The sequence below is a fragment of the Pseudoalteromonas sp. SiA1 genome, assembly GCF_018732205.1.
Lineage (GTDB): Bacteria > Pseudomonadota > Gammaproteobacteria > Enterobacterales > Alteromonadaceae > Pseudoalteromonas > Pseudoalteromonas tetraodonis.
In genome coordinates, this window is record NZ_CP076085.1 from 341,540 (window position 1) to 365,195 (window position 23,656).

Below are 23,656 nucleotides of genomic sequence, written 5' to 3' on the forward strand. Positions count from 1 at the left end.
TTTTATTTGCTTAGGATGATAATAAGTTGCGTTTTCGATCACCATTTACTTTTAAACTTAGGCAATTAATTCTGTTGTTAGCTATCACTGCTACAGCCGCTATTTTGTTCAGTGGTTTATACATTAGTTACCAAGTACAAAAAGAACGGGTAATAGAAGATACTCTCAAAAGTAACCATGTATTTGCTAGTAAGCTTGCCTCGGCGACCGATCACTTTTTAGCCGCTGCGATGCAGCAACTTGAGTTTTCAGCCAAAATTATTGCTAAAGACATTACCAATACTGAGTTACTCCAAGCTGAAACCAACCGCCTTTTAAACCAAACACATAGCTTTAATTCGGTAGCAATTAACATGCAAGGTGTCGTTAAAGCGGCCTCACCTGTTTCATTAAATATTATTAATAAAACCGTTAATTCACCTCATTCTAAACAAGCCTTTAAACTACAGCGTCCATTGGTTAGTCGTCCTTATGTATCGCTTGCGAATAACTTAATTGTTGTACTTTCTTATCCTTTATTTGACGAGATGGGTAACTACTATGGCTATATTGGCGGTAGCTTTTATTTAGAGCAACAGAGCATTTTAAACGCCTTATTAAAACAGCATAGTTACGATGGCGGGGCATACTTTTATGTGGTGGCTGATAATAAAACCTTACTTTATCATCCTGAGACTAAGCGGATTGGCGAACAAGTCCTTAATAACCCTGTAATAGAGCGAGTATTGCAAGGCGAAAATGGATACACCCGAGTTTTAAATAGCCAAGGCGTGTCTATGCTTGCTGGATTTTCGCCCGTTAAACTTGCTAATTGGGGCGTAGTTGCCCAGCGTAGTGAGGTGGCAACACTTGCCACGTTAGATACTTTTCAAGGGCTGGTGCTTAAGCGAATGCTACCAATTGTATTAATTACTTTTGTATTGATTGGTGTGTTAGCGCATTTTATTGCTAAGCCCCTTAGGTTACTAGCTGACAGTGCAAATTTATCGACTGATCAACAAAACGTGGCGAATCTTAAAAGTATTAAATCTTGGTATTTTGAAAGTCAGCAACTTAAAGCAGCCATGTTAGAAGGAGTTAATATACTGCAGTCGAAAATGGGGCAATTACGCCAAGATGCACTCACCGATCCGCTAACTGGTGCGCATAATCGGCGAGGTTTGTATTTATTGTTAGATAAATTAATTCAAGAACAGATCCCCTTTGCGGTTCTAGAAATAGATATCGACTTTTTTAAACGGGTTAATGACACCTTTGGCCATGATGTGGGCGATGAGGTACTAAAAATTTTAACGTGTGTGATCAAGCAGCTATCTCGCAAAGATGATATTGTCGCGCGAACTGGTGGGGAGGAATTCTTACTTATATTACCGAATGAAAATAGCGATAGTGCGTTTGTTATTGCTGAGCGGTTACGTAATGAAGTGGCGAATACACCGATGGCCAAAGTTGGTTGTATAAATGTCTCCATCGGCATTGCTACATGGCCGCAGCACAGTGATGATATTGATCAAGTATACAAATGTGCTGACAAAGCGCTCTATCATGCAAAAGAAACGGGCCGAAATAAAACCGTTATTGCCAGTCTAAATTAAATTTTTAAAAAATTAATTTACCTTAAGTTTTATTTAAGTTTCGCCTATTAAATTCTACCTATAGATTTAATACAGGCGATGCTTTTATGCAATTAGCTCAACAACAGTCATCATCAACACTTTTTCAGTCGTTCACACAGTTTGTGAGCGCCAGAGAATGTGATGAACACCGTCAGCGCCTTGAAGATACAGTAAAACAAGGCTTTTTAGCTGCGTACAATGCCAGCCTAACTTCATTTATGCCATTACTCTGTCAGTATAAAACTCAGCAAGGGCATTGCACTTTAGGGCTTAGAAACGCCACTTCTCCTTTATTTATTGAACAATATTTAGCAGCGCCCATTGAGCAGTTTTTACCAATGGGCACACAGCGCAGTAAAGTGTTTGAGTTAGGTAATCTCTATTCAACACACAGAAAAGCCACATTATCGCATTTTATTATTGTTAATGAAGCTTTAAGAGCTATTGGTGCTACTAATTTGGTTTTTTGTGCCACCAAACATGTACGTGCTTTATTGCGTTTATTAGGGGTAACGTGTAATGAAATTGCATTGGCTAACAGCAGTGTTGTTGAGCAACCAAAAAGCTGGGGAAGTTACTACGCGAACCAGCCTACAGTATGCATTGTTAATTTAGAGCAAGCACATCTACAAGTACTTAATACGCCAATGCTACTTAATATTAAACAACAAAATACACATGGCATTACGGCATTAATCAATGCGCTGGAGGCGGTATGAGTATGTTAAATAGCTTAAATGATTTAGCTATTCAGCCGGCGGTAGTTGCGCATTTTGCGAATCAAACACAACAGTTCACAGGTGCTGAGCTGCTTCAAGAAATAAATAAAGTAGCGGAAATTTTTGCTAATTCAGATGCTGATGCAATTGCATTTCAACTTGATAACACACCTGCTTGGTTGGTACTTGATGCTGCGACCAGCGTTGCTAATAAAGTGGCTATACCGATCGCCCATTTTTTTAGTCAACAACAAACGCAATATGTGTTGGCACAGTGTGGTGCACAGCTGTTTATAAGTGATATGCCAAGGCTTTCTTTGGGTGCGCATACATTGTCTATTACTTTGTTTGATCATTACACCTTATATATTTATCAGCTCAACGTTAAAGAATCGATTAGTTACTTTGAGGGCACGCAAAAAATCACCTTCACGTCAGGCTCTACAGGCGAGCCAAAAGGGGTGTGTTTATCAACTCATAGCCAAATGCAAGTTGCACAATCGTTATGTGAGCAAATAGGTATAAGTAAACCAACTCACTTATGTTTACTGCCATTACCTGTATTACTGGAAAATATTGCAGGTATTTATGCACCATTATTAAGTGGCGGTTGTGTACATTTAATGCCGTTAAACGAATTGGGTTTTGTTGGCTCAGGGTTAAAAAATCCTGAAAAACTAATTAGGGCAATTGACAGTGTAAAACCTAACACCCTTATTTTAGTGCCTGAGTTATTAACGTGTTTAATTGCGTTTGCAAAACAAGGTTGGCAGCCGCCAAAGTCATTACAGTTTATTGCAGTTGGCGGAGCGCTCGTGAGTGATGCTTTAATTGCCACCGCCAGAGAGCTTAATTTACCTGTTTATCAGGGGTATGGATTATCAGAGGCGGCATCTGTCGTAAGTTTAAATACGCCCAAAAATGATGATTTAAAGAGTGCCGGGACTGTACTACCGCACATACAAACCAAAATCGAAAAAGGCCAGTTGTACATAAAGGGTGAGCTATTTTTAGGGTATTTAAATCAAGCGCCGCATAACCCAAATAACTGGTATGCAACAGGCGATTTAGTGACCCAGCATGGCAATAAGCTCTTCATAAAAGGGCGACTTAAAAACCTGATTATTACCAGCATGGGCCGTAATGTCAGTGCTGAATGGCCTGAGTCATTAATATTGAGTCAAAGCGCGATTATACAAGCCGTTGTTTTTGGTGAGGGCAAACCTTTTTTAACCGCGATTATTTATGCAATCCCTGAGTTGAGTGAGCAACAACTCAGTGAGCATATGAAATTTATAAATCAACAGTTACCCGATTATGCACAAGTTAAAAAGTGGCATCGGTTAGCTCAGCCTTTAAGTGTTCAGCAAGGGTTACTAACGACCAATAATCGTCCTAAGCGCCAGGCTATTAGCCAGCAATTTAACCTTATTTTTGAACAATTTTACCGACTTGGAGAAGTGATCCATGACTGATTTTTTTAATACATTAAAAGCACAAACTCAAAACGAGCGTGAGTACTTATTAGCTGCGCCAATTATACAGCGCGTTTTTAAAGGCCAAGCATCACTTGAAGAGTATGCGTCATTTTTAGCGCAAGCCTATCATCATGTAAAACACACTGTGCCATTAATGATGTCGTTAGGTGCCCGTTTAACCGACGAACAAGAATGGTTACGTGAAGCCGTAGCCGAATACATTGAAGAGGAAATTGGCCACCAAGAATGGGTGCTTAACGATATTGCCGCGTGTGGTTTTGATAAAGAAAGTGTGCGCCATAGTAAGCCACAATTTGCTACCGAAATGATGGTCTCGTATGCGTATGACAGTATCGCTCGTAAAAATCCATTAAGCTTTTTTGGCATGGTTCATGTACTCGAAGGGACTTCAATTGCCCTGGCTGATGGCGCAGCTTCAAATATTGCTGATGCAGTTGGTTTACCTAAAAAAGCATTTAGCTATTTAACTTCTCATGGTGCGCTTGATATAGAGCACGTAAAGTTTTTTGAAAACTTGATGAACAAAATTACTAATGAGGCCGATCAGCAAGCCATTTTACATGGCGCAAAATGTTTTTATCGTTTGTACGGTGATATTTTTCGCGCTTTAGATGACGAGCCGTTCTTTAAAGCATCAGCACAAGAGCAACACGCATGAATACCGGCTTATGTGTGTTAACAGGAGCCACAGGGGGAATTGGCCAAGCGATTGCCAAAACACTGCACGCACAAGGTTGGCAATTACTATTAGTAGGGCGTAATGGCGATGCGCTAAATGCGCTAAGTAGCCAGTGCCCAGGTAGTATGACTTTTGTGGGAGATTTAACTGTTGCAGAAAACATGCTGGCATTGGCAATTAAAGCCAAAAAATTGGGCGGTGCTAAATTACTTATAAACAATGCAGGCATTAATGTTATGCAAAGCTTAAGTCGTTGTAGTAGTGAACAAATTGATAATCTACTGAGCACTAATTTAGCCGTCCCTATGAAACTATGCCAGCTGTTTTTAGAGCAGCTGCAAGCGAATACAGGCACCATAGTTAATGTTGGGTCGTCTTTTGGCAGCATAGGTTACCCATATCAAACACTTTATTGTGCCAGTAAATTTGGGTTGCGTGGTTTTAGCGAAGCGTTATCACGAGAGCTTTCAGACACTGGCGTTAGAGTTACTTATTTGGCACCTAGAGCAACTGATACCGACATTAATGATGCTCAAACGCGGGCAATGAACAAAGCGCTTGGTAATCAAATGGACTCTCCGCAGTTGGTGGCTGATGAGTTAGTTGCGTTATTAAACTCAAATAAAACCAGACGATTTATTGGTTTTCCTGAGAAACTTTTTGCACGTATCAATGGCGTTTTTCCACGTATTGTAGATAACGCAATTGCTAAACAACTCCCTAAAATAAAAAGCTTTTTAGGTTAGTTGTTCACTAGGGTCTGTTGACCTTTGCGGATTGAAATTTGTTCAAACTAGGGGCGATTTAATCGCGGCGCGAGGTTTGTAACCTAGTGGGCTAAGTAAAAACCGAGCAACAAAGAGTAAATCGCCCCTAGGCAGAACCCTTCGGGCAGCGCCTGTTTGGCATTGATGCTGCTTTATCGCCAATTTATGGGGAATAACCACACCACATAGGCGCTGCCTTGCCTAAATACCAAACAGGCTGCTGCAAATTCAACCTTGAAAGGTCAGCAGACCCTAAATAATAGAGGATTTATTATGAAAAAATTTACTTTAGCAGCTTATTTAAGCATTGTTAGTGTGTTTTCATCGCCGGTATTTGCAGATGAACAAAGCGACTTACTCGCTATTCAACAGCAGTGGGCGGTCGCTAATTATGAGCTTAAAGATGACGCACAAATCAAAGCCTTTACTCAACTGAGTGAGCAAAGTGCTCAATTTATCGAAAACTATCCTAATTCAGCAAATAGCTATACATGGAACGGCATTGTGCTGGCAAGTTTTGCGGGTGCAAAAGGCGGCTTAGGGGCGTTGGGTTATGCCAAAGATGCAAAGGCATCATTAGAGCAAGCCCTTAAAATAGACGACAGTGCTTTAGGTGGCTCAGCGTATGCCAGCCTGGCAACCTTATACAGTAAAGTACCAGGGTGGCCAATCGGCTTTGGTGATGATGACACCGCCGATAAGTTTTTTAAGCAAGCACTCGCTTTTAATCAAAAAGGCATTGATACTAATTACTTGTATGGTGAGTTTTTATACGACGAACGTGAATATAAGCAAGCCAAAGCCCATTTGTTAGTTGCACAAGCGGCCGGTATTCGTGATACTCGCGCTAAAGCGGACAAATATCGTCAGCAAGCAATTAGCCAATTATTAGCTAAAGTTGATAAAAAACTAAAGAGATAACAAAACAAACAATGCATTTATTATTAGTTGAAGATGATCATCTTGTGGCGCAAGGGCTTTGCCGCTCGTTGCGCCAAGAAGGCTACAGTGTAGAACACAGCGCAACGGTTAAGCATGCGTTGCAATGTTTAGGCAGTGGCGAAATAGAGTTGGTTATACTTGACCTAGGCTTACCTGATGGTGATGGTTCGCAAATTTTAAAGCACATAAAAGCACAAAAAAAAGTCATTCCGGTGGTGATACTAACCGCTCGCAGTAGCATAGATGACAAAGTGCAAGGGCTTGATATGGGGGCTGATGATTATTTAGCTAAGCCATTTGAACCAGCCGAATTATTTGCTCGTTTGCGCGTAGCGAGCCGACGTGTAAATCAAGCTCAGTCGAGCTTATTACAATGTGGTGATGTTACTATGGATACGTCAGCGCACAGTGTCACACTTAACGATGAGCTACTTTCTCTGCCGCGAAAAGAGTACATGCTGCTAAAAGCGTTACTGGAAAACCAAGGTCGCGTGCAATCTAAGCAGCAATTAGAAAATAAACTCTATCAATGGGGTGAAGAGGTTGGCTCTAACACCATTGAGGTGCATATTCATCACCTACGAAAAAAATTCCCCAGCGATTTTATTAAAACTCTCCGTGGTATTGGCTATGTTGTGGGAAAGAGATAGCTCACGTGATTAAAACACCCCTAGATCGCACAAACTTGAATTTACAAAGGTAACCATGCTCTATGTCAATTCGTAAGCGTTTAACACTTATCTTACTGTCAATGATGGTGTTAACCTGCTTTTTAGCTTTAGTAAAAGGCTATCAAAAAAGTATGAGCCATGGTGAGCAATTACTCGATAGTGAGCTAAAAGTGGTGGCTGGAGTCTTGATGCAACAGCCTTTATCTATTAACGCTATGGCGCCAAAAATGCAAGAAAGCGCCCAGTTACTGTATCAAATTTGGCAAAGTGGTGAGCTACTTAGCGGTTCTGACGAATTAAATCTTGATTTGAGCCAATATCAAGCGGGTTTTCAAACGCTTAATATTGCAGGGCAGCGAATGCGGGTATTCGTTTTTGCTACTTCTTTACGCACTGTTATTGTTGCCGAGCCGATTGCTAAGCGGTTTGAGCTTGCCGAGGCGGTGATTTTATCAGCCATGTTACCCATGTTATGGGCGGTTCCTTTGCTTGCGCTATTTATTAGCTTTTTTGTTAAATATGCACTGGCACCGTTAACCCGTTTATCAAAACAGTTAGCCCTGCGCCAAGCAAATGATTTCACAGCGATCAATTGGCAGGTGACGGATGAAGAAATAAAACCAGTGATCAGCCGCTTAAACGACTTATTTAAACGCGTAGAAACGGCCTATTTACGAGAGCGTTTTTTTGCCTCAGATGCCGCCCATGAATTACGTACACCCCTGAGCAGTTTAAAAATTAATGTGCATAATTTGGCCGCCCAACAAGGTGATAACCAAGAATTACAAGCCATGACTCAAGGTATTAATCGACTCACCAATATAGTGGAGCAAATGCTAATACTAGGACGTACTCAGCCAGAGCAGTGGCAAAAGCAGTTTAAAGAACAGTCATTATTAGCGATCACGCAAGAAGTAGTTAGCCAACTATATGAAAAAATAGAGGCTAAAAATCACACTATTAGCCTTGAGGGAGATGACTTTACTATTAACGGTGATGAGTTTACCTTAGTGACGTTGATTTCAAACCTACTGAGTAATGCTATAAAGTACGCGCCTGCAAACGGACAAATAAAAATTACCCTAAAGCAGATGCACAGGCAGCGTATTTGGCAAATAGAAGACAGCGGTCCAGGTATGACTGACGATCAAAAACAACGGATATTTAACCGTTTTTATCGCGTTGGCGGTGACCAACATCCTTCGGGTGAACAAGGTGCGGGCTTAGGCATGGCAATAGTCCAGCACATTATTGCTATTTATAGCGCTGAAATTAATTTAACAGACAGCGATTTGGGCGGCTTAAAAGTACAGGTAGTTTTTGCAGGAGCTAAATGTGATTAAACGACTTATTCACCCCTATTTATATTGTTGCGTATTTTTATCATTTAACGCCGCCAGTAAAGACTATCTTATTGTACTTAAAGATCATTTGTTTTATCCCGCAGAAATCGTGGTGCCGGCCAATAAAAAGGTACGCTTGTTAATCGAAAATCAAGATAGTACGCCTGAAGAATTCGACAGTTTCGACCTCAACCGAGAGAAAGTACTTTACCCTAATCGCAAAAGCGTTATTTATATTGGGCCGCTAACTCCTGGGCGTTATGAATTTTTCGGCGAGTTCTCGCCCAATACGGCGCGTGGTGCTGTAATAGCGACCGAAAAGGAGGGTTCTGATGCTAATAACTAGCCTTGTGATGAGCCTCAATCAGTTATTGCCGGTGGCCATTTTACTTATTTTACTCCAAGTGATTGCCAAGCAAAGTTTAGTGAAGGTACTGGGGATGCTTGTTTTAGGTGTGGGGTTATCATTTTTATTTGTAAAAAGTGCTCCGCTAATTAGTCCCTTGTTCGACTACCAGGGGTTAGAATATACCCAAATTGCTTTATGTGTTTTAGTGTTTATCAGTGCGCTGTACTACGCCATTAAACAAGCAACGCCTGCATTTATGATTGCGATTATCAGTGTAATGACTCTTTATTTAAGTCATTACATTATTTACCTGATTGGCTTTTGGCAAAACAACGAAGCAGCACAAAGCTTATTTATTGGCACTTTTTTAGGCTTAGGGATATGCAGTAGCTTTAGTGTGTTGTTGTATTTTTTATTGAGTGCAATCAAACAGCGCTTTGGGCTTATCCCTTTATTGGTATTGTTAGCATTAAACAGTGCGGCAAAACTGGTTGTGGCACTTGATTTGGCGAGCCAAATTGATTTGATAGCAACAACGGCAACCGTATGGGATTTACGTGCTATTTTAACTGAAAACTCAGAGTTTGGACGGGTTTTGCGCGCACTTATCGGTTATGAGGCTACGCCTAATTTAACCAGTGTTTTAAGTTATGTGCTGAGCAGCGTGTTATTTTTATCAGTTTGTTATTTTTTTCCTAAATCAATAACTAAGGAACAATCATGAAAGCAATAAACCTATTTGCAGCCACTGTATTAATTGGTTTTTGTTTATTAATACCTAAGCTGGCTTATGCTGATGGCATAGTGGTTGATAAAGTTTATCATCCTTATGTGTTGCCGTTTGAGCGCGAGCTAGAGTGGCGGCTTGTGTCACATCAAACCGACAGTGGTAATATTTTAGCGCAGCGCGTTGGCTTAGGCGGCGCAATTAACGACACCATGGCATTGGAAGGCTATTTAGTGGGCGAGCGCGATGATAATGGTGACTTTGGCTTGCAAGCGTATGAGTTAGAACTTCGTTGGCAGTTAATAGAGCAGGGCAGGCTATGGGCTGATTGGGGCGCGTTATTTGAATTTGAAAAACAGCATGACGCCGACGCATACGAAGCAACCACCGGTTTTGTGATTGAAAAAGAGTTTGGTCGTGCAAGTCTCACTATGAATGCATTTTTAGTGTACGAGTGGGGCCAAGATATACAAAATGAGTGGGAAAGCGAATTTAGAGCGCAATATCGCTACCGCTATTTGTCTGCTTTTCAGCCCGCGGTTGAGGTTTACCTTGGCGAAGACTTTGTCGGTATTGGCCCCGGATTTATAGGGTTACATCGCTTTGATGGACAAAAACAATTAAAGTGGGAAGCCGGTTTTATTACCGAAATCAGCCAGTCAGAGAAAAATCATAGCTTTAGAATGGCACTAGAATTTGAATTTTAAGCTCTTTAAACAAGTACTTAATTTATAAAGCGGGCTGCTTAAGCTATTTTATAAATTAAATCGCATTAAGGGTTGACTTGAGTCTGTAACTCTATATAGTAGTCCGCAGCTAGAAAGAAAGCATGATAATTTATAAATCTCCATTTCGTTGTTGTATAAGTAATACTTGTAGTACCGTCCTGAAGTTTTTAAGTACCATCTCATTTTTTGCTACACCGCCCATTAGGGCACAATTTAATTTTTATATCAGGAATAATACTATGTCTAACATCGTATCAGGTACAGTTAAGTGGTTCAACGAGTCTAAAGGTTTTGGTTTCATCGAGCAAGAAAATGGTCCAGACGTTTTCGCACATTTCTCAGCAATCAAAAGCGAAGGTTTCAAAACTTTAGCTGAAGGCCAACGTGTAGAGTTCACTCTTTCACAAGGTCAAAAAGGTCCTCAAGCTGATAACATCACAGCTCTATAATTTTACTTTTAAGTAAAATGAAAAAAAGCGCTTAAGGCGCTTTTTTTGTGTCTAAAATTTAAGAATATCTCCCCACCATCTGTAAATTTATACCAATTCGCTTAATTAAGCGGTCTATTTTGAGGTAGGAAAAACGGGTTGATAGCTAGGCAAAAAATTCGCTATTTAGTTGTTCTAAATGAGAATTTTTTAACACAGATAGCGACACGTTTAGCCCCGCAAAATGATTGAGTATTATTGCGGATTGGTATTATTAACGATAGTCATTCTCAAATCACCTGCTATTTTTAACATTATAAAAGTGCTATAAATTAATAGTTTCTGTACGCTTTCTAGGTTAAGGTTATTACTTAAATTATAGGGGGTGTTTATTTTTAAATTTACATTATTAGCGTTAGGGTTGCTATTTAGCCATAATATCCAGGCTAATGCGCCTAAATTGGTTATTTATACCGAAAGCTTTGCCCCTTACAATTTTCAAAATGAAGCTGGGCAGCTAGCGGGTATTAATCATGATATAGTGAAAGATGCTTGTGCTCGTGCCGCACTAGAGTGCGAATTTATTATGTTACCTTGGAAGCGTGCTTACCAGTTAGTGCAAAATAACCCACACTCAGCCATCATTTCTCTAGCAAAAACGCAAGAACGTATTCCTCTTTTTGAATGGGTGGGACCTTTGGTATCGAGCCAAACCTACTTTTTTAAATTAAAAACTAGCGACCATATTGTGATGAATGATATTTCACAAGCTAAAAACTACTCGTTGGGCATAGTGCGAGGCGACATTTATGAAATGCTGGTGCGTCGACTTGGGTTTGTTACCGATAAAAACTTACTACTGTTTAGTGAAGCAGACTCATTTATGCGACTGTTTTTTAAAAAACGCATCGATTTAATTATTGGCTCTGACTTTACTATTGATCATCAAACTGAGCCATTTGGGTACTCTAGGGATGACTTGGTGAAGCTCAAGCAAATTCATGTGGATGAGCTTAAAGGCAACTATATTGGCTTTAACAAAGCCACTTCACCTGTGGTAGTAAAACGCTTTAATCAAGCACTTGAGCAGCTTAAGGCAGAGTCTGGCTATGAAGCTTACATTAAACGTTATGTAAAAAATTAAGCCTATAGACAATAATAAACACGCCTAAGCACAGAAAAACTCAAAAAGTTCCCACTCAATAATGCCTATATTACCTCTTCACAGCCATTCATTCTTGTTAACTTCGCTACCTTTTATACTCTCAAGTGCCTTGTAAAGGGCTAATAAGTAAATGCTTCTGCAGTTACACAGTTGTTCATATTTTTTAGTAATACCAATTCGCTTAATTAAGTGGTCTATTTTGAGGCTGGAAAAACGAGTTGATAGCTAGGCAAAAAATTCGCTATTTAGTTGTTCTAAATGAGAATTTTTTAACACAGGTAGCGACACGTTTAGCCCCGCAAAATGATTAAGTATTATTGCGGATTGGTATAAGTGCAATGATGGCTTTTGATGGCGTAAGGAGTGCGTGAATGAAAGCTTTGCTAGGGAATTTTTAGGTATGAATTGCTGAGGATTTAGAAAGTAGAGGCTATAAAAACGATAAAAGGGCCTTGCGGCCCTTGGTGAAGTATCGTTCAAGTCAGATAGTGCTTTAACCCCTTAAAGCGCTATCCTATTGTTTTGCAACAGTTGGATCGTCTCATTAAGTTTCTAAGCTAGCGAGAGGAAAAACCCAGCAATTGCTGCGCTCATAAGGTTAGCCATAGATCCTGCTAACACTGCTCTGAGCCCTAAGCGTGCGATATCCTTTCGCCGACTAGGCGCCATACCGCCTAATCCACCTAGTAAAATGGCTATCGATGATAAGTTAGCAAAGCCACACAAAGCAAAGGTAACAATTGCTTGTGTATGCGCACTTAACGTATCGCGATAATTTATAAAGTCTAAGTAAGCAACAAACTCATTCACTACTAACTTTTGACCAATAAAGCTGCCGGCTAAAATTGCCTCATTCCACGGTACACCTAATAACCATGCAACAGGGGCAAATAAGTAACCTAAAATTTCTTGTAGCGTTAATGTAGGGTAATCAAACAACCCACCAATACCGCCTAATAAACCGTTTAATAACGCAATCAGTGCAACAAATGCTAAAAGCATGGCACCTACGTTTAATGCTAAGTGCATACCGTTTGCTGCGCCTGATGCTGCTGCGTCAATAACATTAACCGGTTTATCGTCGCCTAAATCTATATCGGCTAAATCATCTTTAGGTGTTTCTGTCTCTGGCACTATCATTTTTGCCATTAAGAAACCACCTGGTGCTGCCATAAAACTGGCTGCAATTAAATATTTAAGGTCTACACCAATAATTACGTAACCGGCCATTACAGAGCCTGCTACGGTGGCCAAACCACCTACCATTACGGCAAATAACTCAGATTTGGTCATTGTCGCAATAAACGGTTTAACAATGAGTGGCGCTTCAGTTTGGCCAACAAAAATATTTGCGGTGGCTGAAAGCGACTCGGTGCGAGAGGTTTTCAATAATTTTTGTAAACCACCGCCTAAAATTTTAATTATCCAATCCATAATGCCTAAGTGATATAACACAGCAACCAACGCTGAGAAAAACACAATCACTGGCAATACTTGAATGGCAAAAATAAACCCTAGCGTATCTTGCGATGCTAATGGGCCAAATAAAAAGCCAATTCCATCGTTGGCATACCCAATAACCGATGAAACGGCGCGAGACATACTCGCTAATACATTTTTGCCTGCTTCAAAAAACAGTACAAAACCGCCGATAATGACTTGCATTAAAAATGCGATACCCACGGTTCTTAGTTTTATTGCTTTGCGATCAGTTGAGGCCGCAAAAGCGATGCCTAGTAGCACTAGCATGCCTACTAAGCTCATAAATGTTGTCATACAAACGTTTCCCGTTGTTATTCTTGTAAAATGTACTTTATTTTACTTTTTATAATATCAATCGCAACGCGATTCATACCGCCTCGAGTCACAACTAAGTCAGCGTTATGCTTTGAAGGCTCAATAAATTGATAAAACATCGGTCTAACAGTTGCTTGATATTGCTCAACAACAGATTGTAATGTTCTGCCTCTTTGTTCCATGTCGCGTTGCATTCGGCGCATTAAACAAATATCCAATGGCGTATCTATAAACACCTTGATATCAAATTCTTTATTAAGCGCTTTATCACTCAGTAATAAAATACCTTCTACAATGAGTATTTTAGCCGAAGCCACACGGCGCGTTTTATCGCTACGTGTATGCTGAGCATAATCATAAGTTGGTACTTCAACAGAGTGGCCATTTCGAAGTTGCGTTAAATGCTCAAGCAATAGCTCGTGTTCAAATGCATCAGGATGGTCGTAATTCGTTTGCGTACGATGTGCCATCGGCAAATGCGATTGATCCTTGTAATAAGCATCTTCTTCAATAATGGCGATAGCGCCTGGTTCAAGCTCATTTACCAATTCATTGTAAATAGTTTGGCTAAATAGAGATTTGCCGGACGCCGATGCGCCTGCAATAGCTATAATAGTTCGTGTCACTAAAGTTCTCACCCACACAGAAGGATATATTGTTGGTAGATCACAATAGCAAAAAAGACACGATTAATCTCTTTTGCTTCGCTTAAGAGTGCAAATTTATAATGTTTAGGTTTTATGAAACAGGACTTATGTCCTGTACGGAAAATTCGAAGAGCAGATAAAGTAACCACCTAGAACAGATGTGAGGTCACAATGGCAAGAGCAATTATCTTAATGGCGGATAGTTTAGGAATTGGCGCAGCACCCGATGCAGATAAATTTGGTGATGTTGGTGCTAATACATTCGCACATTTACTCAAGGCATATTATGACGAGACTGGCAGTAAGCTTTCGCTTCCTAACCTTTCAAAATTAGGGTTAGTGGATGCATGTGAAGCCGCTGGTAAAGAACCCTGTTTAGTTGCTGAGCGACATGAACCACAAGGTGCATGGGGTTACGCAAAAGAGCTTTCAAGCGGTAAAGACACGCCATCGGGTCATTGGGAAATGGCAGGCGTGCCAGTGTTATTTGATTGGGGTTACTTCCCTAAAACACAGCCGAGTTTCCCACAAGAATTTGTAGACGAGTTTATTGCTCGCACAGGTATTCCGGGCATTTTAGGCAATTGCCATGCCTCAGGAACCACGATTTTAGAGCAGCTAGGTGAAGAGCACGTAAAAACAGGTAAACCAATCTGTTACACCTCAGCTGATAGTGTGTTTCAAATAGCCGCGCATGAAGAATCATTCGGCCTAGAGAAGCTTTATCAAGTTTGCGAAATCGCACGGGCGCTGCTTGATGAAATGAATATAGGGCGAGTGATTGCGCGGCCATTTTTGGGTTCTAATAATCAAGATTTTGCCAGAACAGGTAATCGTCGTGATTATTCAGTATTACCGCCATCGCCAACATTGCTTGATGTACTTGCAAAAGACGGTGGCGAAGTTATCAGTATTGGTAAAATTTCAGATATTTATGCGCATCAAGGCATTACCCAAAAGCATAAAGCGCCAGGGTTAATTAACTTGCTAGAAAAAACCAGCGAAGTGGTGGCGACTGCGCCGGATCACAGTTTGATTTTTACCAATTTAGTTGATTTTGATGAAAAGTTTGGTCACCGCCGAAATCCTGTTGGCTATGCGAAAGCGCTCAAAGAGTTTGATGATTACTTACCCACTATTTTAGCGCAATTAAAGCCGGATGATTTATTAATGATCACCGCCGATCATGGCTGTGACCCGACCTTTCCAGGGTCTGAGCACACCCGTGAATATGTGCCGGTTATTGCCTATCAGACAGGGATGAAAAACACCCCGCTGGGCGAACGCAATAGCTTTGCCGATATTGGCCAAACGCTTGCACAATGGTTTAACCTTAAAGCGTTAGAATATGGTGATGGCTTTATTGATAAGCTGAACACAGTTAAGTAACTTAAAAATACGCTCGCTATTTTTAAAGTAATAGGGCTTTTAGCCAAACAAAAGGAAAACAATCGATGAGTACTCCGCATATCAGTGCAAACGTAGGTGATTTTGCCGAAACAGTATTAATGCCAGGCGATCCGCTACGCGCACAATATATTGCTGAAAACTTTTTAGATGATGCAGTGCAAGTAACCGGCGTACGTAACATGTACGGCTTTACTGGAACTTACAAAGGTAAGCCAGTGAGCATTATGGGTTCTGGCATGGGCATTCCTTCAATGTCAATTTATGCTCGTGAGCTTATTGTCAGTTTTGGCGTTAAAAATATTATTCGTATAGGTACCTGTGGTGGTATTGGTAGCGATATTAAAATTCGCGACGTAATTTTTGCACAAGGTGCAAGCACAGATTCAAACGTAAATCGTGCCCGCGTTCGTGGCACTGACTTTGCTGCCATTGCTAACTTTGAATTACTTTTAAACGGCGTAAATGCAGCTAAAGATTTAGGTATTGATGCAAAAGTAGGCAACGTATTTACTACCGATACTTTTTATCAAGCAGACGACACGTTTTATAAAGATCTAGACAAACTAGGTGTACTCGCTGTTGATATGGAAACAGCTGGCTTATACGGCGTAGCAGCAGAATACGGTGCAAAAGCAATGGCATTATTTACCGTCAGTGATCATGTAATCACAGGCGAAGCAACACCTGCAGATGAGCGTCAAACCACGTTCAACGAAATGGTTAAAATTGCCCTAGAGTCAATTTAATAAATACAACAGTTCCTTGGTAACGTATTCACTAAGTTTTGGAGACACGCCCAAAGTGAAGTGAGACTAAACCCCCAAAGCCGCATTTTATGCGGCTTTTTTTATGCTTGAAATTTAGGTGTGAGATTCGGGCCTCGGGGTGCGGGCCACGGGTTTCGAGCTACGGGCTTTAGGTTTCAGGTTCTAGGTTAAAGGTCAAAGGTCAAAGGCCAAAGGTTTTAGCAGTAGCTCGCAGCTCGTCACTCGAAGCCCGTTGTCTTCTCTTTGTTCAAACAGTTTTAGTGAATTTTGCACAAAGAGGGCGAAGAGACGCTGCGCTTTTAGAGGAAGAAAAACCTAAATATTGATCTGTAGCAGCGATTTTATATCGTGTCAGATATGTATTTACCACCGAGAACACAGAGTTCAAAGAGAAATGCTTAAAAAAATACCAATCTACCTCTGTGTAGCGCAAAGCGCCTCGGAACCCTCTGTGGTGAATAATTGTTTTTAGCAGTAAGTGCCTTTCGTAGCAGCGATTTTATATCGCGTCAGGTCTAGGATATTAAACACAAATGCGCGAGGTAAACTCCCGCCTACTGATATGGTTAACTTCTGAATTTACTGTAGGCGGAGCTTTATGCCGCGCAAGGTCATTATTCACAAAGAGGACAAAGAGACGCTGCGCTAAAAGAGTAGATTAAAGGTCTCAGGTTTTAGCACTAGCTCGTTGCTCGATACTCGTCACTCGAAGCTCGCTGCCTTCTCATTTATTTCCCTGTCAGTATTTATAACTTAATGCTAATGTTTAAGTTATAAAACTTGCTTTTAAAATGAACCACTTTAAAGTTTTAGCTGATAGCTGATAGCTGATAGCTGATAGCTGATAGCTGATAGCTGATAGCTGATAGCTGATAGCTGATAGCTGATAGCTGATAGCTGATAGCTAAAACACGTTTTACACTCTGGAGTAATTATGTCTAATTGGATTGATGCCACAGTAAAGTCAGTTAAATGGTGGAATGAATCGTTATTTAGCTTAACGGTTAACGCCGATGTAGAACCGTTTAAAGCAGGGCAATTTACAAAGCTCTCTGTTATGGACGGTGAAAAACGCATTGCTCGTGCTTACTCGTATGTTAACGCACCAGATGATCCAAATTTAGAATTTTATTTAATTAATGTAGTCGATGGCCAATTGTCATCGCATTTAGCACAACTAACCCCAGGTGACACTGTACTAATAGAGCGCCGTGCTAGCGGTTTTTTTACCCTTGACGAAGTGCCAGCGAGTGAACAACTTTGGATGCTTAGCACCGGCACCGCTATTGGCCCGTTTTTATCAATATTGCAGCAAAGTGAGGTATGGCAAAAATACAAACATATCAACTTAGTGCATGGGGTGCGCCTAAATAGCGATTTAAGCTATCAGGAGCTAATTAATAAGTTATTAAAGGCTCATCCTGGGCAGCTTAATTATGTGCCAGTAGTTAGCCGTGAGGAGCCTTTACAAGGTTTAGCAGGGCGAATAACCACAGTGATAAAAAATAACGCGCTATCTGAACATGTGGGGCTGTGTGCTACCCCCAATAATGCACAGTTTATGTTGTGTGGTAATCCACAAATGGTTAAAGATACCAGTGAGTTATTAGTGGCTCAAAACTATAAGCGTAATCGTCGAAAAGAGCCGGGGCATATTACGGTTGAGCAGTATTGGTAATGAGCTATAACGCTATAATAACTATCTCATGAGGGTAAAATTTGCTATGTTGCGCGTTAATTGCATTTTGTCTTTGTACTTAGGAAAACCATGAAACCTTCATTCATTATATATGCGTGTTTATTCGCCGCTTTCACATTAAACTGTCATGCCATAGAGCAATCGGCATCATCAAACAATGCTGAACTGACACAGCCAGAAAAAGTACAGCCGCAACAAGATGCACTTAATACGTTAACTCAAGAGGCTAACATACCTAAACAACCCGATGTAAAGAAAGTGACTGCAGATGATTCTAAAGTACTTGGCAGCGAATCAACGAAGCCGGTTGAACAGCCTAAAAGTAAAGTAGATAAAGCACAAGCGGTCGTCGAGGCTGAGCAAGCAGTGACGCAAGCAAAAGAGGCACTTACAGCAAGGCAACAAGCCAAAGCAAAACAGTCTCGTGAGTCACTTGCTGTTATCGAGCAATTAGTTAAAGCCTACAACGCGCGTAACATTGAAGAATTTATTCGTATGTATGATGAAGATGTTGAGTTTTATATTTTCCCGAATGAGCTATTATTTAAAGGTAAAGAAAAATTAATTGCGCGTTATGGCATTATGTTTAAAAAGCTAAAGTGTCTTCACTCATCACCTATTAAGCGTATTGTGCATGGTGACATTGTGATTGACCATGAGCTATCAGAAACCTGCTCTAACGATCCGAACGTGATAGATAAACGTTCAGAGCTTATTTCAAGCTATCAAATTAAAGATGGCAAAGTGGTTAGGGTATTATTTTTTAGGTAATTATTAATTATGCAGCTAAGTGACGAGAAAAAAATTCGTGTAATGTATCGTGTAGAGCCTGGCTGTTTAGGCCCTGAGGGCGCAGACCACATTGAAGACTTTTGTCGCTTTGCGAACAAGCATATTAAGTCGCCTTATTATGCGCAGTTATTATTTTTACCTCGATACGACAAGCAAAAAGATGAGCGGCAATACAGCGTTAAAAACCGCAACTTATCTCAAGTGCAGGCTAAAGCGTATTTAAATCATTTTGAAATCAACATAGAAGACTTTGAAGAGCAGCTCGACGAGCTGCTTACTAAGTCAATAGACTTATACTTTAAACGCTAAGCTCTATTGACCTTTGTAGATTGATATTTATTTAATCTAGAGGCAGTTTAATTGCTGCGCGAGCTTCTAACCTAGTGGGGTCGATAACTGCGCCTAAGTTATTCTACTGGCTTACATCCTTGTAATAATAAGTAAAAACTGAGCAAAACTTTCGCGTTTTGCTCACGCTTTTTACCACCCTCCCTGTAGGCAACGAAGTTTAGGCTTCGTTTGAAACTATCGCATTAAAGCTGTCGTTATCATGCAGACTGGCAAAGGCACTTTCATGAAGTAGCTCGTTTCGTAAGTTGGGTGAGTATTCAAGCGACATTTTTATATCGGCTAGAGCATCTGCATGCTCATGCGTTAAAGCATACGCACAGGCGCGCTGCCAGTATGCGTAACCATAGTCGCTATCTATATCAATTGCTTGATTACAAAGCTCAATAGCTTGCTCAGTCTCATTTAATTCTAATAAAGCATCCGCTTTGTAGGCAATGGCTTCTACATCTTCTGGTTTACGTTTTAAAATTTCATCGAATATTTCAATTTTATTCGCAATATCACTTTCAAGGTTGGCTCGCATCCATAACGAATGAACTTCATTAGTGATTGATATGCGTTCTTGGTTACTGAGTATTTCTTCAGAGCGTACTCGCAGTTTTTCTTCTAATATTTTCAAGCGATCTTCATACTCATCAGTAATAACACTCACTCGGGTGTTTACTATATCTTCTACTTTGTTCTTTACATCACGTAACGAGTTCCAGCCCACTAATACCAAAATAGACGCGGTGGCGGTAATAATAAAAAATACATTATTAATGGTATCTGTGGTGTAGGTAAGCGCCCGATCGGCGGTGTCTAACTGTGCATGCGTAACTTGTTTGGTCACGTCTTCACGAAGTTTTTGTTGATCTTGGCGTACCGACTTTAATTCGTCGAGAATATAACGTTCAAGTAATGGTTTGTACAAAGGGGCTTCTAGCTGTGCTAATTCACGCTGTTGTTGCTCGTTGAGTGCTGCGGTGTTTTTATCAGCAGCTTGCACCGCAGATGAAAAAACACCAATAAATACAATAAATAGTAAAAAATAAAAACGCATTGATATGCCTAGTTAAAAAATTAGTTAATCGCTTTGTTAACTTTAACATGCGCACATCATTGGTACTAGGGTGAGGATAGGGAAGCTGGAATTAACTCAAAAATCCTTTATTACATGCAAAAAAAATCCAGCCAAAGTTGGGCTGGAAAAAACTACATCAACATATCAAGGGAACAATAGGAGATAGGTGCTATTGTAAGTTTGCCTACCTGAATTTTTACTTAACTAAATTCAAATAGATAAAAATTAGAAAGAAATAAAGGTGCATAAGTAACTTATACACCTTTTATAACTATAATTTCATGGCGAAGGGGGGTATTCCACTGTGCACTTAAGAAAACCTAAGTCACTTTCAAACCCTTCACCGTACATTACGTGGCTATTTTTAATAACGATCATCTATTTTATAAAAAGTTTTAATATTTATTTACGCTAAGCACAAACATTGGCAGCATCATCATATTTATAAATGAGAGTAATCGTTTTAAAGCATTACTTTGCCCTAGCGTATCAAAGCAGCTACACGTATATTGAATAAGCAGAGACCATACACGTCATTAGGGTCTGTTGACCTTTTAAGGTTAAATTTGCAGTAGTCTGTTTGGTATTTAGGCAAGGCAGAGCCTATGTGGTGTGGTTATTCCCCATAAATAGGCGATAACGCAGCATCAATTCCAAACAGGCGCTGCCCGAAGGGTTCTGCCCAGGGGCGATTTACTCTTTGTTGCTCGGTTTTGACTTAGCCCACTAGGTTACAAACCTCGCGCCGCGATTAAACCGCCCCTAGTTTGAACGAATTTTAATCCACAAAGGTCAACAGACCCTAATATAATGGCAATAAAATAACAGCGCTCCCAATTGGTGAATACCAAAAGCAGTAAGCATGGGCGTTTTTATTTATACTTAAAAAGGAGCTCAATATGGATAATCATAAAGCGGGTAAATGCCCAGTTATGCACGGCAGTAATACTACAACCGAAAACACCAATACAGATTGGTGGCCAAACTCACTTAATTTAGACATTCTTCATCAGCACGATAGCAAAAGCAGCCCCTACGACAGCGACTTTAATTACGCCGACGCTTTTAATTCACTCGACCTAGAAGCACTTAAAACCGATTTAAAAGATTTAATGACTCAAAGCCAACCTTGGTGGCCAGCTGATTGGGGGCACTATGGAGGCCTGATGATCCGTATGGCATGGCACTCTGCGGGCTCGTACCGTTTAGCTGATGGTCGAGGCGGTGGTGGTACCGGTAATCAACGTTTTGCACCACTTAATTCGTGGCCAGATAATGCCAACCTAGATAAAGCGCGCCGTTTATTATGGCCAATTAAAAAGAAATATGGCAACAAGCTTTCATGGGCCGATTTAATTATTTTAGCCGGTAATATGGCGTACGAATCAATGGGATTAAAAACCTTTGGTTTTGCCGGTGGTCGTGAAGATATTTGGCATCCAGAAAAAGACGTTTATTGGGGCGCAGAAAAAGAATGGCTTGCGCCAAGTGATGAGCGATATACCCAAGTTGATAAACCCGATACCATGGAAAACCCATTAGCGGCAGTGCAAATGGGTTTAATTTACGTAAACCCAGAAGGGGTAAATGGTAAACCTGACCCACTTAAAACCGCAGAACAAGTGCGCGAAACCTTTGCACGTATGGCAATGAACGACGAAGAAACCGCAGCGCTAACGGTCGGTGGCCATACAGTAGGTAAAACGCATGGTAACGGCAAAGAAGAAAACTTAGGCCCAGAGCCAGAAGCCGCCGATGTGCACGAGCAAGGCCTTGGCTGGAATAACCATAAAACCCGTGGCATTGGCCGCGATACCATGACCTCAGGTATTGAAGGCGCATGGACAACCTACCCAACTAAATGGGATAACGGCTACTGTAAATTGTTGCTTAATTACGAGTGGGAGCTAACCAAAAGCCCTGCAGGGGCTCATCAGTGGGAGCCGGTTAATATTAAAGAAGAAGATAAACCCGTTGATGTGGAAGACCCTTCGATTCGTTTAAACCCAATAATGACCGATGCCGACATGGCAATGAAGCTCGACCCAGCGTACCGTAAAATTATTGAGCGTTTTAATGACGATTTTGAGTACTTTACTGACGTATTTGCCCGCGCATGGTTTAAGTTAACCCACCGTGATTTAGGGCCAAAATCACGTTATTTGGGCGCCGATGTACCCAGCGAAGATTTAATTTGGCAAGATCCTATTCCTGCAGTTGATTACACCCTAAGCGACGCTGAAATAACCGATTTAAAAGCGAAGCTACTTAATTGTGGATTAAGTGAAACCGACTTAATTAATACCGCATGGGATAGCGCCCGCACTTATAGAGGCTCCGATCACCGTGGTGGTGCAAATGGCGCCCGTATTCGCCTAGCTCCGCAAAATAGCTGGCAAGGTAACGAACCAGAGCGTTTAGCTAAAGTACTTAGCGCACTTGAAACACTGCAAGCGAGTTTAACTAAGCCTGTTAGTATGGCCGACTTAATTGTGCTTGGCGGCACCGCTGCGGTTGAGCAAGCGGCTAAAAAGGCAGGGGTTGATATAACCGTACCGTTTGCCCCAGGGCGTGGCGATGCTAGTGATGACATGACCGACGCAGAGTCATTCGAGCCATTAGAACCAATTCATGACGGTTTTAGAAATTGGCTGAAAAAAGACTATGCTGTATCCGCCGAGGAGCTATTACTAGAGCGCAGCCAATTAATGGGGCTAACCGCACCAGAAATGAGCGTATTACTAGGCGGTATGCGCGTACTAGGTACTAACTATGGCAATAGTGAACATGGTGTATTTACCGATAACGTAGGTGTACTCAGTAACGACTTTTTTGTTAATTTAACCGACATGAACAACCGCTGGGAGCCTGCAGCTAAAGGCGAGTACAACATAGTCGACCGCGCTAGTGGTAAAACTAAGTACACGGCTACGCGGGTTGATTTAGTATTTGGTTCAAACTCAATACTCCGTGCATTGGCAGAGTTTTATGCTCAAGACGATAACAAAACCCGTTTTGTACACGACTTTGTCGCCGCATGGGTAAAAGTGATGAACGCCGACCGGTTTGATATTAAATAAACCTAAGTAAAATTTAAAAAGGAGCAGCAATGCTCCTTTTTTATATTATTTAGGTTAAAGGTTAAAGGTTAAAGGTTAAAGGTTAAAGGTTAAAGGTTAAAGGTTAAAGGTTAAAGGTTAAAGGTTAAAGGTTAAAGGTTAAAGGTTAAAGGTCACGAGCTGCGGGCTGCGAGGTGCGAGTAAAATGCAGTGTCTATAAAATCGCTGCTGCAGGATAGTAGTTGGCTTTTTTATTTCCTCTAAAAGCGCAGCGTCTCTTAATCTCTGTGGTGAATAAATAACTTAAAACCTATTTGCACAAAGAGCAAAGAATGAGAGCAAACAAAAAATACAGCTTTTCTTTGCCTTTTTTATAAATAAATTACCAATTGCGTTTTAATTGATACCAAACAAAATTCTGCCGAACCCCGAACCCCG

At 40.8% G+C, this 23,656-nt stretch carries 22 protein-coding genes; 19 read left to right on the forward strand and 3 right to left on the reverse strand.

Translation table 11 applies throughout. The annotated features are described in order from the left end of the window. Positions 1-74 precede the first annotated feature (74 nt). The 13 genes from KK487_RS16975 to KK487_RS17035 all read left to right on the forward strand — a co-directional run bounded on the left by KK487_RS16975 (position 75) and on the right by KK487_RS17035 (position 11,612). The gene (locus KK487_RS16975; RefSeq protein WP_215522225.1) at positions 75-1,595 is read left to right on the forward strand and encodes a sensor domain-containing diguanylate cyclase; all 1,521 of its coding nucleotides are present in this window, start codon (positions 75-77) and stop codon (positions 1,593-1,595) included. An 86-nt stretch (positions 1,596-1,681) separates the two neighbouring features. After that, positions 1,682-2,335 carry a thermostable hemolysin gene (locus tag KK487_RS16980; protein ID WP_215522226.1) on the forward strand — a complete coding sequence of 218 codons (654 nt, stop codon included), beginning with the start codon at positions 1,682-1,684 and terminating at the stop codon, positions 2,333-2,335. Between the two features lie 2 nt (positions 2,336-2,337). Further along, positions 2,338-3,810 carry an AMP-binding protein gene (locus tag KK487_RS16985; protein WP_418889449.1) on the forward strand — a complete coding sequence of 491 codons (1,473 nt, stop codon included), beginning with the start codon at positions 2,338-2,340 and terminating at the stop codon, positions 3,808-3,810. Continuing rightward, entirely contained in the window at positions 3,803-4,492 is a 690-nt protein-coding gene (locus KK487_RS16990; RefSeq protein WP_016900001.1) for an iron-containing redox enzyme family protein, read from the forward strand. The genes KK487_RS16985 and KK487_RS16990 overlap by 8 nt, the downstream gene beginning before the upstream one ends. Beyond that, positions 4,489-5,259 (forward strand): SDR family oxidoreductase, encoded by a 771-nt coding sequence (locus KK487_RS16995; protein WP_215522228.1) that lies wholly within the window; start codon positions 4,489-4,491, stop codon positions 5,257-5,259. Before KK487_RS16990 ends, KK487_RS16995 begins: the two co-directional genes overlap by 4 nt. Before the next feature lie 294 nt (positions 5,260-5,553). Continuing rightward, on the forward strand, positions 5,554-6,201 hold the full coding sequence (locus KK487_RS17000) for a hypothetical protein (protein ID WP_013462837.1): 648 nt from the start codon (positions 5,554-5,556) through the stop codon (positions 6,199-6,201). 11 nt (positions 6,202-6,212) lie between these two features. Beyond that, the gene (locus KK487_RS17005) at positions 6,213-6,872 is read left to right on the forward strand and encodes a response regulator (protein WP_013462838.1); all 660 of its coding nucleotides are present in this window, start codon (positions 6,213-6,215) and stop codon (positions 6,870-6,872) included. Between the two features lie 62 nt (positions 6,873-6,934). Next, on the forward strand, positions 6,935-8,236 hold the full coding sequence (locus tag KK487_RS17010; protein ID WP_029609982.1) for an ATP-binding protein: 1,302 nt from the start codon (positions 6,935-6,937) through the stop codon (positions 8,234-8,236). Beyond that, a complete protein-coding gene (locus KK487_RS17015) occupies positions 8,229-8,582 on the forward strand; it encodes a cupredoxin domain-containing protein (RefSeq protein ID WP_028834667.1) in 354 nt (117 codons plus the stop codon). The genes KK487_RS17010 and KK487_RS17015 overlap by 8 nt, the downstream gene beginning before the upstream one ends. Continuing rightward, positions 8,569-9,309 carry an FTR1 family protein gene (locus KK487_RS17020; protein ID WP_215522229.1) on the forward strand — a complete coding sequence of 247 codons (741 nt, stop codon included), beginning with the start codon at positions 8,569-8,571 and terminating at the stop codon, positions 9,307-9,309. Before KK487_RS17015 ends, KK487_RS17020 begins: the two co-directional genes overlap by 14 nt. Then, a complete protein-coding gene (locus KK487_RS17025; RefSeq protein WP_028834668.1) occupies positions 9,306-10,019 on the forward strand; it encodes a hypothetical protein in 714 nt (237 codons plus the stop codon). The genes KK487_RS17020 and KK487_RS17025 overlap by 4 nt, the downstream gene beginning before the upstream one ends. Positions 10,020-10,279: 260 nt before the next feature. Next, the gene (locus KK487_RS17030; protein WP_008467029.1) at positions 10,280-10,489 is read left to right on the forward strand and encodes a cold-shock protein; all 210 of its coding nucleotides are present in this window, start codon (positions 10,280-10,282) and stop codon (positions 10,487-10,489) included. Positions 10,490-10,853: 364 nt separating this feature from the next. After that, positions 10,854-11,612 carry a substrate-binding periplasmic protein gene (locus KK487_RS17035; protein WP_215522230.1) on the forward strand — a complete coding sequence of 253 codons (759 nt, stop codon included), beginning with the start codon at positions 10,854-10,856 and terminating at the stop codon, positions 11,610-11,612. A 573-nt stretch (positions 11,613-12,185) separates the two neighbouring features. Here the strand turns inward: KK487_RS17035 and KK487_RS17040 are convergent. Beyond that, entirely contained in the window at positions 12,186-13,409 is a 1,224-nt protein-coding gene (locus tag KK487_RS17040; protein ID WP_013462846.1) for a NupC/NupG family nucleoside CNT transporter, read from the reverse strand. Positions 13,410-13,426: 17 nt separating this feature from the next. Continuing rightward, positions 13,427-14,056: a uridine kinase gene (udk, locus tag KK487_RS17045; RefSeq protein ID WP_013462847.1), complete on the reverse strand. Its 630-nt coding sequence runs from the start codon at positions 14,054-14,056 to the stop codon at positions 13,427-13,429. 192 nt (positions 14,057-14,248) lie between these two features. Here udk and KK487_RS17050 point away from each other — a divergent pair, with 192 nt between their 5' ends. From KK487_RS17050 to KK487_RS17070, 5 genes are all read left to right on the forward strand, one after another. Continuing rightward, a complete protein-coding gene (locus KK487_RS17050; RefSeq protein WP_013462848.1) occupies positions 14,249-15,466 on the forward strand; it encodes a phosphopentomutase in 1,218 nt (405 codons plus the stop codon). A 65-nt stretch (positions 15,467-15,531) separates the two neighbouring features. Beyond that, positions 15,532-16,233, forward strand: a complete 702-nt coding sequence (gene deoD, locus KK487_RS17055; protein ID WP_036955453.1) for a purine-nucleoside phosphorylase — start codon at positions 15,532-15,534, stop codon at positions 16,231-16,233. 955 nt (positions 16,234-17,188) lie between these two features. Further along, positions 17,189-17,932 (forward strand): ferredoxin--NADP reductase, encoded by a 744-nt coding sequence (locus tag KK487_RS17060; RefSeq protein WP_016900123.1) that lies wholly within the window; start codon positions 17,189-17,191, stop codon positions 17,930-17,932. Positions 17,933-18,022: 90 nt separating this feature from the next. Further along, positions 18,023-18,724: a nuclear transport factor 2 family protein gene (locus KK487_RS17065; RefSeq protein WP_215522135.1), complete on the forward strand. Its 702-nt coding sequence runs from the start codon at positions 18,023-18,025 to the stop codon at positions 18,722-18,724. A gap of 9 nt (positions 18,725-18,733) precedes the next feature. After that, on the forward strand, positions 18,734-19,054 hold the full coding sequence (locus KK487_RS17070) for a hypothetical protein (RefSeq protein WP_008467890.1): 321 nt from the start codon (positions 18,734-18,736) through the stop codon (positions 19,052-19,054). A 199-nt stretch (positions 19,055-19,253) separates the two neighbouring features. On the opposite strand, the gene KK487_RS17075 is transcribed toward KK487_RS17070, so the two are convergent. Beyond that, positions 19,254-20,138, reverse strand: a complete 885-nt coding sequence (locus KK487_RS17075) for a tetratricopeptide repeat protein (protein ID WP_008467888.1) — start codon at positions 20,136-20,138, stop codon at positions 19,254-19,256. A gap of 920 nt (positions 20,139-21,058) precedes the next feature. Between KK487_RS17075 and katG the strand changes: the two genes are divergently transcribed. Continuing rightward, positions 21,059-23,239: a catalase/peroxidase HPI gene (gene katG / locus KK487_RS17080; protein WP_215522136.1), complete on the forward strand. Its 2,181-nt coding sequence runs from the start codon at positions 21,059-21,061 to the stop codon at positions 23,237-23,239. The last annotated feature ends 417 nt before the right edge of the window (positions 23,240-23,656 follow it).

Coding starts and splice junctions, on each gene's coding strand:
- KK487_RS16980 (WP_215522226.1), top strand. CDS start 1,682: ATGCAATTAGCTCAACAACAGTCATCATCAACACTTTTTCAGTCGTTC.
- KK487_RS16985 (WP_418889449.1), top strand. CDS start 2,338: ATGTTAAATAGCTTAAATGATTTAGCTATTCAGCCGGCGGTAGTTGCG.
- KK487_RS16990 (WP_016900001.1), top strand. CDS start 3,803: ATGACTGATTTTTTTAATACATTAAAAGCACAAACTCAAAACGAGCGT.
- KK487_RS16995 (WP_215522228.1), top strand. CDS start 4,489: ATGAATACCGGCTTATGTGTGTTAACAGGAGCCACAGGGGGAATTGGC.
- KK487_RS17000 (WP_013462837.1), top strand. CDS start 5,554: ATGAAAAAATTTACTTTAGCAGCTTATTTAAGCATTGTTAGTGTGTTT.
- KK487_RS17005 (WP_013462838.1), top strand. CDS start 6,213: ATGCATTTATTATTAGTTGAAGATGATCATCTTGTGGCGCAAGGGCTT.
- KK487_RS17010 (WP_029609982.1), top strand. CDS start 6,935: ATGTCAATTCGTAAGCGTTTAACACTTATCTTACTGTCAATGATGGTG.
- KK487_RS17020 (WP_215522229.1), top strand. CDS start 8,569: ATGCTAATAACTAGCCTTGTGATGAGCCTCAATCAGTTATTGCCGGTG.
- KK487_RS17025 (WP_028834668.1), top strand. CDS start 9,306: ATGAAAGCAATAAACCTATTTGCAGCCACTGTATTAATTGGTTTTTGT.
- KK487_RS17030 (WP_008467029.1), top strand. CDS start 10,280: ATGTCTAACATCGTATCAGGTACAGTTAAGTGGTTCAACGAGTCTAAA.
- KK487_RS17040 (WP_013462846.1), bottom strand. CDS start 13,409: ATGACAACATTTATGAGCTTAGTAGGCATGCTAGTGCTACTAGGCATC.
- KK487_RS17050 (WP_013462848.1), top strand. CDS start 14,249: ATGGCAAGAGCAATTATCTTAATGGCGGATAGTTTAGGAATTGGCGCA.
- deoD (WP_036955453.1), top strand. CDS start 15,532: ATGAGTACTCCGCATATCAGTGCAAACGTAGGTGATTTTGCCGAAACA.
- KK487_RS17060 (WP_016900123.1), top strand. CDS start 17,189: ATGTCTAATTGGATTGATGCCACAGTAAAGTCAGTTAAATGGTGGAAT.
- KK487_RS17065 (WP_215522135.1), top strand. CDS start 18,023: ATGAAACCTTCATTCATTATATATGCGTGTTTATTCGCCGCTTTCACA.
- KK487_RS17070 (WP_008467890.1), top strand. CDS start 18,734: ATGCAGCTAAGTGACGAGAAAAAAATTCGTGTAATGTATCGTGTAGAG.
- KK487_RS17075 (WP_008467888.1), bottom strand. CDS start 20,138: ATGCGTTTTTATTTTTTACTATTTATTGTATTTATTGGTGTTTTTTCA.
- katG (WP_215522136.1), top strand. CDS start 21,059: ATGGATAATCATAAAGCGGGTAAATGCCCAGTTATGCACGGCAGTAAT.